7 protein-coding genes are annotated in these 11,313 nt (G+C 40.4%); 2 read left to right on the plus strand and 5 right to left on the minus strand.

Annotated elements, in window-relative coordinates:
• Positions 1 to 732 (plus strand): MlaA family lipoprotein, encoded by a 732-nt coding sequence (locus tag CWC17_RS05910; RefSeq protein WP_138540836.1) that lies wholly within the window; start codon positions 1 to 3, stop codon positions 730 to 732.
• Positions 733 to 811: 79 nt separating this feature from the next.
• Here the strand turns inward: CWC17_RS05910 and CWC17_RS05915 are convergent, their stop codons facing one another.
• Entirely contained in the window at positions 812 to 2,035 is a 1,224-nt protein-coding gene (locus CWC17_RS05915; RefSeq protein ID WP_138612336.1) for an EAL and HDOD domain-containing protein, read from the minus strand.
• Between the two features lie 334 nt (positions 2,036 to 2,369).
• Here CWC17_RS05915 and putP point away from each other — a divergent pair, with 334 nt between their 5' ends.
• Positions 2,370 to 3,848 carry a sodium/proline symporter PutP gene (gene putP, locus CWC17_RS05920; RefSeq protein ID WP_138612337.1) on the plus strand — a complete coding sequence of 493 codons (1,479 nt, stop codon included), beginning with the start codon at positions 2,370 to 2,372 and terminating at the stop codon, positions 3,846 to 3,848.
• 94 nt (positions 3,849 to 3,942) lie between these two features.
• Here the strand turns inward: putP and fahA are convergent, their stop codons facing one another.
• From fahA to CWC17_RS05940, 4 genes are all read right to left on the minus strand, one after another.
• The gene (gene fahA / locus CWC17_RS05925; protein ID WP_138612338.1) at positions 3,943 to 5,256 is read right to left on the minus strand and encodes a fumarylacetoacetase; all 1,314 of its coding nucleotides are present in this window, start codon (positions 5,254 to 5,256) and stop codon (positions 3,943 to 3,945) included.
• Between the two features lie 131 nt (positions 5,257 to 5,387).
• Positions 5,388 to 6,434: a 4-hydroxyphenylpyruvate dioxygenase gene (gene hppD / locus CWC17_RS05930; RefSeq protein ID WP_138612339.1), complete on the minus strand. Its 1,047-nt coding sequence runs from the start codon at positions 6,432 to 6,434 to the stop codon at positions 5,388 to 5,390.
• A gap of 308 nt (positions 6,435 to 6,742) precedes the next feature.
• Positions 6,743 to 9,490: a metallophosphoesterase gene (locus CWC17_RS05935; protein WP_138612340.1), complete on the minus strand. Its 2,748-nt coding sequence runs from the start codon at positions 9,488 to 9,490 to the stop codon at positions 6,743 to 6,745.
• A 145-nt stretch (positions 9,491 to 9,635) separates the two neighbouring features.
• Positions 9,636 to 11,129 (minus strand): peptide MFS transporter, encoded by a 1,494-nt coding sequence (locus CWC17_RS05940; protein ID WP_138540841.1) that lies wholly within the window; start codon positions 11,127 to 11,129, stop codon positions 9,636 to 9,638.
• Between the last annotated feature and the right edge of the window lie 184 nt (positions 11,130 to 11,313).

Raw genomic sequence — 11,313 nt, forward strand, 5'->3', positions numbered from 1 at the left:
ATGTTAAAGCATAGTTTTACTTTTTTATGTTTATTGGTGCTAGCCGGATGTGCACAAGTACCAGAAAACAAAGTTGATGAGCGAGACCCGCTGCAAAGCATTAACCGTCCATTGTACGACTTTAATATGGACATTTTAGATGCTTATATTTTACGCCCTGTAGCTGTAGGGTATGTAGAAGTGACCCCTGTACCTGTACGCAATGGTATTGTTAACTTTACCGATAATATTAGTGCGCCTGTTGATATGATAAACGCGGGGCTGCAAGGTAAGGCGGGTAACGCAGGCGTGAGTTTAGCGCGTTTTTTAGTTAACTCTACGGTAGGCGTATTTGGTATTTTTGATGTTGCAAGCTCATTAGGACTTGAGCTTGTAGATGAAGATTTTGGCCAAACATTGGGCGTGTGGGGCGTTGGTGATGGTGCATATATTATGTTGCCAGCAATGGGTCCGACAACAGCACGCAACTTAACAGGCGATGTAGTCGATAACTTTGTGTTACCAGAAATCGCGTTGACTACGCCGCAAACTATTTTGGTGTTTGCGCTAAAAGCGGTTGAAGCTCGTGCGGCACTTATCCCGCAAGAAGGCCTACTTAATGACTCACTTGATCCGTATTTGTTTGTTAAAGACATATACTTTCAGCGTCAGCTTTATGAGCTATACGATGGCAACCCGCCAATTAAAGAAGAGCCTGAAGACTTTGATGAAGACTTCTTAGAAAGCTTATAAATAATAGCCATAAAAAATGCCAGCAATTGCTGGCATTTTTTATGTGTAATTTGAGCTTAAATAAACGAGCACGTGTTTATTATTCTTTAACCATCAGCTGCATTTGCTCATTTACCCAGGTTAGGGCGTCATGGTATGCATTGGCCACTTCTTCGCCTAAATTTAACTGTTTAGCAATTTCGTTGGCGGCTTCCCAGTCTGCGTGCTCATAAAACTTAACCAAGTTTAGATACTGAGCAAGCAGGCCTTCGTCATTTAAGAGCGCTGCTTTGATCTCTGCAGAAAGCGGAAGCTTTTGCATAACGCTTTCCATGGTTTCGTCTAAAATGGCATCCATAAGCGACATCATGCCGGTTAAAAAGGCCATACCGGTGTCTTTAAACTGACCATGAGAAATAGCAAGTAGTTCGCCAAAACGTGCACGCGTTAGCGAAAGCCTGATTAGCTCTACGGGTTTATCCGCCGATACTTGCGCTGCAAATAGCAAAGATAACAGCTTTTTAATTTCGTTAGCGCCAAGTACGATGAGTGCTTGTTTAATTGTGTTTATTTCTGCTCTGCGTGCAAACGCAGCAGAGTTTGAATAACGCAATAACTTGTATGATAGATTTACATCACGTTCAAACACATCGGTGATCTTTTTAAGATCCATTTCAACAGATGAGGTTTCGTAAAGTAGCTCTGCTAATGCCATTTCTGATGGCGGTAGCGCTTTACTTTGTACCATTTCAGGCTTTGAAAAAAAGAACCCCTGAAAATACTCAAACCCAAGCTCAAGGGCTAAGTTATAAGCCTCATAGGTTTCTACTTTTTCAGCTAAAAGCTTGATGTGTGGATAGGCTTTAATATCGTTAATTATGGTTTTTATTGCACTTTCGTCAGTGGTTAAAAAGTCTATTTTTATAATATTGATAAACGGGTAAAAATGGCGCCATACAGGCTGATGAACATAGTCATCTAGTGCCAGTGTATAGCCTTTTTCGTTTAGGTCTTTGACTATAGCGAGTAAACGTTTACCTGGTTGCACTGTTTCAAGGATTTCTACAACAACCGTCTCTTTCCCTAACATCGTAGGGTAACCTTTTAGCAAAGTTTCCAGAGTAAAGTTAATATAGGCGGGCTTATTGCCAGTCAAATCTTCTAAACCAAAATTAAATTGACTTCCTTCGATTAGCTTCGTTGTTGCTTCGTCACCGTCTATGTCTGGAAATACATTATCCACGCCATCACGAAATAATAACTCGTAACCAACAAGCTCCTTTTCGCGGTCTAAAATAGGTTGGCGTGCAGCATAAAAATACATAAATAGTTCCGTACAAATTAATAATAAATAGCAATGGCTATAATATATGGGAAAACACTCTAAATAGCATTAGGTAATTATTATTGATTTAATGAATTGTTATTAAAAATTAGCTATATATGTAAATAAATTTACCATATATCGGGTGTTTGAGGGTTAAATAGTCAATAAGGCTGTTTTTTGTTCACTCCAGTGTAACAAGTTGGAGTTATCACCTTTAAGCATGATATAGTCAAGACGGATGGTTTTTACCCCAATAGTGTCTTTATTATAATATTTTAAGAGTCATTATTAGGATTAAAAGCCTGTTTTATACAACTTTGTGGAGGCGAATTTGGAAACAGGAATGATTATTTCACTGGCATTGTATTTTGTAGTCATGCTTGGCATTGGACTTTATGCATACAAACAGTCTACAAGTGATGTATCGGGTTATATGCTGGGTGGGCGTAGCTTATCTCCAAGTGTTGCAGCATTATCTGCTGGCGCATCGGATATGAGCGGTTGGATTCTAATGGGTTTACCCGGCGCAATGTTCGTTACTGGCTTTAGTAGCACATGGATAGCAATTGGTTTGGTTATTGGTGCGTGGTTAAACTACTTTTTAGTTGCGCCTCGTTTGCGTGTTTACACTGAAAAAGCAAGCGATTCAATCACCATTCCAGACTACTTCTCTAATCGTTTTAATGATAAATCAAACCTTTTACGTGTAGTTTCTGCGGTAGTAATTATTGTTTTCTTTACGCTTTATACATCATCGGGTGTTGTAGCAGGCGGTAAATTGTTTGAAAGCTCATTTGGCTTAAGTTACGAAATGGGTTTATACATCACCACTGGTGTTGTTGTTTTATATACCTTATTTGGTGGCTTTTTAGCTGTTAGCTTAACGGACTTTGTGCAAGGCTGTATTATGTTTATCGCCTTGATACTTGTACCAACTGTTGCTTACTCTTTATTAGAGCAACCGCTAGAGTCGACGCTCCATAGTGTTAATCCAGATATGCTTAATTGGATAGGCGCAGGCTCTGCACTAGGTATAATTTCGGCAATGGCATGGGGCTTAGGCTACTTTGGTCAACCTCATATTATTGTGCGTTTTATGTCTGTGCGCAGCGTAAAAGACATGCCAACGGCTCGCCGTATCGGTATGACATGGATGATAGTTGCAGCGATTGGTGCTGTGGGTACTGGTTTATTTGGTGCCGCGTATACATACGAAAACAACATTGTTGTTGACGACCCTGAAACCATTTTCTTAATTCTTTCTGAATTATTATTCCACCCATTAATTGCTGGTTTTTTATTGGCGGCTATTTTAGCTGCAATCATGAGTACTATTTCTTCTCAGTTACTTGTTAGCTCAAGCTCATTAACAGAAGATTTTTATAAAACGTTTTTACGCAAAGAAGCAAGCGACACTGAGCTTGTTACTGTAGGGCGCGTTAGTGTTGCTGCGGTTGCACTGTGTGCGATTTACTTAGCGTATGATAGAGACAGCTCAATATTAAGCTTAGTAAGTAATGCATGGGCAGGTTTTGGGGCGGCATTTGGCCCACTGGTTCTATTTAGCTTGTACTGGAAACGCATGAACTTTGAAGGCGCTCTAGCAGGTATGGTGGTAGGTGCTGGTACGGTTCTGTTTTGGATTTACTCACCATTTATGATTGATGGACAAAGCTTAAGTAGTTACATGTACGAAATTGTACCTGGCTTTATTTTGGCAAGTATTGCAATTGTAGTGGTAAGTTTAGCGACGAAAGAACCAGCGCAAAACATTACTTCGCTATTTGATGAAGTTGAAAAGGAACTTTAATTAAATAGCGTACTATAAGTATAAAAAAAGCCACCTAATTTAATTAGGTGGCTTTTTTATTGCTCGTGTTTTATTGAAACATCATAATCAATAGTTATTTAGCGGGTAATACAGTACTTTCTACGCTGCCAAAACCAATACGTGCAAAGCCTTCTCTTTCACACCAGCCGCGCATAATTACATTATCGCCATCTTCTAAAAAGCTGCGTTGCTCACCATTACTCAGGGTTATTTTTTCTTTTCCACCACGAGAAAGCTCTAATAAAGAACCCGCTTCTTCATGTGTAGGGCCTGACTGCGTGCCAGAGCCGAGCATGTCACCGGGCATAAAGTTACAGCCATTTACTGTGTGATGAGCCACCATTTGCGCCACTGTCCAGTATGAATGTTTAAAGCTTGAGGCAGAGACCTGCGTGGGTTGGTGGTTTTCATCACGCATTTTTTGAGTCTGAATTTTAACATCCATTTGAATATCAAACGCACCTTGCTCGCGGTTAGCTGCAGATTCTAGGTACGGCATTGGTTGCGGGTCGTTTTCATCACGTGTCCACGCCGTTCTAAAAGGCGCCAGTGCTTCAGTGGTAACAATCCAAGGCGATACGGTTGAGGCAAAGTTTTTAGCTAAAAACGGACCTAATGGTTGGTATTCCCATGCTTGTAAATCTCGTGCCGACCAATCGTTAAATACACAAAAACCAAATACATGGTTTTCAGCGTTTTCAATGGCGATAGCATCACCCAGTGCATTACCTTTGCCTAAGTAAATGCCGAGCTCTAACTCATAATCTAGGCGTTTACATGGGCCAAATGAGGGGGTATCTGCATCGGGGGCTTTAGTTTGCCCTTTAGGGCGGTGAAACGTTTGCCCCGATACATCAATAGATGATGAGCGACCATGATAGCCAATCGGCACCCATTTATAGTTTGGTAAAAGCGGGTTATCAGGGCGGAATAAACTGCCAACGGCCGTTGCATGGTAAATTGAGGTATAAAAGTCGGTGTAATCACCAATACGACATGGCAGTGAAAACTCTATATCAGCTTGCGCAATAAGGGTACTTCGCATGTCTTTTTGTTGCTGTGCGCCTTCGCGTAATGCCTTTGAAAGTGCTAAACGAAGTGCTGACCAATACTGACTACCTAAACCCATAAATGTATTTAATGTTGATTCGCTTGCTGCATCAAGGGCTGTTTTAGCATCACCGGTAAAAATGTTTAAGCGGCTCAATTTTGCTAAATCAATAACCTGATCGCCAATAGCAACCCCGCCTCTGAATTCCTCATTTGTGTTTTTAGTACGAAATTCTGCAAAAGGTAAATTTTGAATCGGGAAGTCACAGCCTTTAATATTGGCCGACTCTACCCAGCTGGTTAAATTAATGTCGTGGGTTTCGTTAATTTGGCTCATTACTTATCCTTTAGGTTTGATGTGAGGTGCATGCATTTATTTAAGCATACTTGTATCTTGCACCCTACTTTTTAAATATTAAAACGACAAAAAGCAGCGAAGATCGCTGCTTTTAATTTACTCAAAAAAAGTTATAAAACGCCGCGACGCTCTTGGTCTCGCTCAATTGACTCAAACAATGCTTGGAAATTACCTTCACCAAAACCACCGTCATCTACACGCTGGATCATTTCTATGAAAATAGGTCCAAATAAGTTTTTAGAGAAAATTTGTAATAGGTAGCAATTTTCACTTTGGCTATCGACTAATATTTGATGCTCGCGAATTTTTTCTTTGTCTTCTGCAACCCAAGGCACACGGTCAAAAATAGTGTCGTAGTACTCAGGAATAATGTCTAAAGTAGCAATGGTCGATTTATCAAGCTTATCAAGTGAGCTTACTAAATCGTCAGTTAAAAACGCGAGATGTTGTACACCAGGGCCATTATATTCGCCTAAGTACTCATCAATTTGATTGTTGTTATTGCCTTTACCTTCATTAATAGGAATTGAGAAGGTGCCACAGGGCGATTTAAGTGCATACGATAGCAACGCTGTTTTTTGCCCTTTAATATCGAAGTAGCGTACTTCTGTAAAACCAAACACGTCTTTGTAAAAGTTTGCCCATGTTTCCATAGTGCCTTTATAAACGTTATTAGTTAAGTGATCTATACGAATAAAGCCTTTATCTTCAACTACATTTGGAGATGATAAATCGTCAAAGTCAGACTCATAAATAGACCCCTTATCACCAAATTGCTCAATAAAGTAAATTAGGCTGTCGCCAATACCGTAAATTGCGGGATAAGGTAAGTCTTTATGGGTAGAATCGGTTGCGGGTTTTGCACCCCTTGCCACAGCTGTTTCAAATGCATGCTGTGCATCGTTTACGCGCCAACCCATAGAGCAAATTGCTGGTCCATGACTTTTTGCAAATTCAGCAGAAAAGCCATCGCGTTCGTTATTTAGTAAAAAGTGAATGTCGTTTTGGTTGTAGTAGACAATATCTTTGCCTTTAAATTTTTTTAATTTTGAAAAACCAAAATCAGTAAACACTTTATCCATGTAGTCTGCATCAGGTGTTGCGTATTCAGTAAACTCAATACCAACTAAACCTAGTGGATTATTTGCTTCACTCATTTTTATTACTCCTGCAATAAATATTGCTACTGCGATTATGTGTTGTTGTCGTGTTGAGCTAGATAATCAACTAGATTTTGGATTTGGGGAAGAGGGGGGGCAGATTTAGCATTTGAGTAAACTGTAAATTTAATAAGACGTTTAATGGGTCAGTAGGTTTATACCTTACGCTTTAGCGTAAACAAGTATAAATTAGCTTGATAATTTTAGTTTATTAAAGTTTAAGGTGCTGATTTAAATAAATAAAAAAGAGGTTTTATAAAAATAAAACCTCTTTTAAAAATGTGGTTACGTATTGTTTTTTGTACTTAATTGTTTACACTTTGTGTGCGATTGTTAAAAAACTTGTTGCGCTGCTCGAGCCAAAGGTTAGGTTTTACCGTGGGTGCTGCTTGGTAATGGCGCTCAATAGCTTGGTTTAATACCCGTGTTGTAGGGGTAAACGTAAGCTTTGATTGAGCGCTGCCCATGCTTTTAATTTCGTCTCGACTCAGGGCGCGCCCAGCATATAAAAGGGCGTTTAAATAACCAGGTACTGTCTCAAAGTTGTTATCTGTAAAGAGTAAAACAGCTGATGTTAATGCCCAGGTGTTATTTATTTCACCGTCTTCTTTAACACCAGCAAGCTCGCCGTCAATGTACACTTCAAATACCCCATTGCTGGGGGCGGTATAAAATACAAATGCTACACGGTGCCAGTTTTCAGGCTCTGTTTGCCCAAAATAACCACTATCACTGGTTGATTTACCGTAACCGCCCGTTGGGTCGATAAACATATCGGCATCATCAGTGAGGTAATCCTGTGTGTTTGCTTGCATGATAGCGCGATAAATATCTTTACCTTCTTCAGGCCAGTATAAGTCCATTACTAAGGTGTAGTCAGAAACCATACCTTCGCTTGCATAATCACCATTGGCAGGTGTATTGAGGGTTATTAATAGCCCCTCAGTAGGCGCGTGGCGTGAAAACGCCAATACACCTGAGCTGCCATCAGCAAAATCAGAAATACCAAGCGCTTGCGTGGTACTATATTGAGTTTCCTCAGGGCCCCAGTTTGTTTGCTCAGGGTCAAAGTAGCTCAATACCGAAGGACCATAATCTGGTGTTAAAGGGTTGTTAGCATCGTCAAAATTCCACACAGTTACGTTGTTTTGTTCATCACATGAAAAGAGTCGATTATCGGTATCTAGGTATAGGCATTGGCTGGTTCTAAAGCGCGCATATTGATCAAGTAACCACCATGCTTCGTCAATGGCTTCTACGTTTAAAAAGTTGACGCCATTAAAAAATAATTCAGGATTAAGCGCTGCCCCTTTAAATAAAGCAACTTGATAGGTGCTCGCCGCTTGTATATTGTCTGGTTTGAGTAAAAGCCAATCGGGTTGACTGGCAAACATGGTGTTTAAATCGCTCCCAGTAACCGTTACGCTATATAACGAATTAAAACCGGGTGTGTTAGAGGGCTGGCGCTCAACATAGTAGGCTTTATGAAAGTCTTCTTGTGTTACAGTCCCGGGTGTCCACCTTGTTTGTACTAACTCAGGGTTGAGCAGTGCGGCCGTTATATCACTAGCATGGGCTGCAGCTAATGCCGTTATTTCTGCAAGCTCGATACTACTTGGGTAATTTTCAGAAATAGCAATTTCTGTGTTTGCATCAGGCGCATAACGCCCCATAATTTCGTCGATGGCACGTTTTGTTGCTTCATCACGTTCGCTAACGCTGTCAGTTTCAATGGTGCTGTAATCTATCGTTGGCGATGTCTTATCTTGCAGATTAAATGTCAGGGTAACATCGGTAATGCCTTTAGCATAAAAATCTGGCTGAATAACCACAGCGCCGTTCTCGAGCGTATTATAACTTTCTCCGCCATGAGTATGGCCGCCTAATACTAAGTCTATACCGCTTACATCGGTTGCCATATCAATATCTAAGCCTTCACCTAAATGGCTTAGCATTACCATATAATCAACGTCGTCTTGATACTGGCTTATTATACTTTGTGCTATTTGTTGCCACTGCCAGCTCATTTTAAATTGTTGGATAAAATCAGGAATGGGCTCATCATCTATCGGCTCATCTAGTTCGTTCCATGGTACAGAGGTCATGCCGAATACGCCCAAGGTCACACAGCCCACTTGTACTTTAGCGAAGCCTACAGCGGCAAAATCTTGTAATTGTTCACCTTCGTAGCGCGTATTACTGGCAAGCACAATGGCATTGTCATCTTGTGAATAGCTTAATAATTTTTCAGGTCCCCATGCATAGTCGTGATTACCTACCACACGTAAATCAAACTGCATGGCTTTAATGGCTTCTTCTGTAGCGCTACCTTGTGATAGTTGCTCAGCAACCGTGCCTTTTTCGTAGTCATCACCCCCGTTGGTAAAAAGGGTATGCGGCGTTTGTGCAAGTACTTGGTTGTAGTAGGCTTTTATGCGGCTAAAGTATTGCTCTTCATAACCGAATCGAGCATGTAAGTCGGCAACGTGAATAAACCTTACTGATTGTTCTGTTGCAGTGCTGTCACACGTTGGGCCAATAGCAGCAAAGGCCTCTTTACGTTGCATCATTATAGCGAAGGTACCCAGAGTTGTTACTTGTGCACTGATAAAGCCATCTTCAACAAAAGAGTTTTCAATAATTGTCCAAGAATCGTCCGATTGACTGGCAATAAATAGCTGGCCACCTAATTGGTAATCATCAGGTATTTTTATGGTAATTGTTATTGGATTACTAAAAGAAAACGTACTAGGGGTCAGTAGGTGTATATCTGAGATAATATTTAACAGTGCATTGGCATCATCTAATACTGTTTTTTCGTAGGTAAGCTCAGTACTTTGAGAAACAGCATTGGCGGGTACAGTCAGCAAAAAGCTTCCTTCATCAAGGCTGACATCTAAACCGGTAGTTGAAGATACGGTTAACTCGCTTGGCTCTGGCTCGACTGGATCGTTAGGGTTAGTTGTAACTTGATCGTCTGAACCACCACAGGCAGATAATAAAAAAATACAAAAAATTAAAAATGGGGTGCGATATAAAGTTAACAAGCGCATGTACTGCGTCCCTGAGACAAGTTAAAAATTAATCAGCAGATAATAGCAGTTTACAGCGAGGTGATATAGAAGTTTGAGAAAATTTCCCCCATAGCGGCTATGGGGGAAATTATAAGTAGTATTACGCGTAATTAAACGTGCAATATTATGCGGTTTTTTCTTCCAGGCCTTGTTTTTCCCATACTTTCGCTTTAAAGCTCATTAGTACTAAAACAATACCAACGCCAATGCTGAATAAGGCGATTTGTAAATATAAGTTAGGGATTTCTTGAACGTTATTCGGATCAAAGTTACCCGCAAGTATGCCCGAGATAACATTACCAATAGAGTAGGTTAATACAAATACACCCATTAACTGGCCTGTATAACGGCGAGGTGATAATTTGCTTACCGCACTTAATGCTACAGGGCTTAAACAAAGCTCACCCACTGTATGTAAAAAGTAAGTAGTAACAAGCCAATAAGGCGCCACTTTTAATCCTTCAGCAGCGTACTGAGCAGCCATGAACATGACTAAAAAGCCAGAAGCCATAATAATCAAGCCAAGTGCACATTTAACGCTGTAAGTTGGCGAGATCATTTTCTTAGATAAATTAATCCAAAGCGCTGCGAAAAACGGCGACAGTACAATAATAAACAGTGAGTTTAAAGATTGAAACCATGTAGTTGGAATTTCAAACGTACCGATAAGGCGGTCTGTGTAATCACGAGCAAATAGGTTAAGTGATGAACCCGCTTGCTCAAAACCAGACCAAAAACACGCAGAGGCAACACACACTAAAAATAGTGCCCACATTCTTTGTTTTTCTTCACCAGTTAAATTGCCTTTAAAGTAAATAAGGCCAAAGTATACAAAAAATATAACAGTAAATATAACGGCTGTGTAACCGGCTACAACCGACGGGTTTATGGTAATAACACCCGTCATAGCGGCTACTGTAACGCCAGTAACAACAGCAACAAACAATGCAATTGCACCCCATGTGCGTGTAGTACCTTGAGGGCTTAATGGGTTAGCAGGTAGTGCGCTGTGCTCAGGTAGGTTGTTTAATGTACGTTTATATTGGATTAAGCCAATCGCCATACCTACAGCTGCAGCACCAAATGCCCAGTGCCAGCCAACGTTTTCCATAAAGTAACCACATACGTAATAACCAATTAAAGAACCTAAGTTAATACCCATGTAGTATATAGCGTAACCGCCATCGCGGCGCTCATCAGCATCACTGTATAATTGGCCTACCATAGCGCTGATATTTGGTTTAAGTAAACCAGTACCTGTTGCTACAAATATTAAACCAATAAAAAATGAATATTCATGTGGAACGGCCAAAATAATATGGCCACACATAATTATTATACCGCCATACCACACCGCTTTTTGACCACCGAATAATCTATCGGCAAGCCAACCACCTGGTAAACCTAAAAAGTATACCGCGCCTGTGTATAAACCATAAATTGCAGCAGCTGATGCAACAGTAAAGCCTAAGCCTTCTTGTTGTAAGCTTGCTGTCATAAACAATACGAGCATCGCTCGCATGCCGTAGTAACTCATTCGTTCCCACATTTCAGTGAAGAACAATGTTGAAAGTCCTTTAGGGTGGCCAAACCAACCACTATCTGGAGCTGAACTCATATTTACTTCCTAACTTTAAGAATTGTTGTAATGGCCTTATAATTTTTTGCTTTAGCAGTTTGAGTGTTTTTTAAACACTTAAACGCTCGACCATTCTGTATATTATTTGTAGCTAAGATAATGATTTGCTAAATGGTAGTAACACCACAAGGTAAGAGACACACCCTTATCCTAGTTACAATTG

This window comes from Pseudoalteromonas sp. S3785 (genome assembly GCF_005887365.1).
Lineage (GTDB): Bacteria > Pseudomonadota > Gammaproteobacteria > Enterobacterales > Alteromonadaceae > Pseudoalteromonas.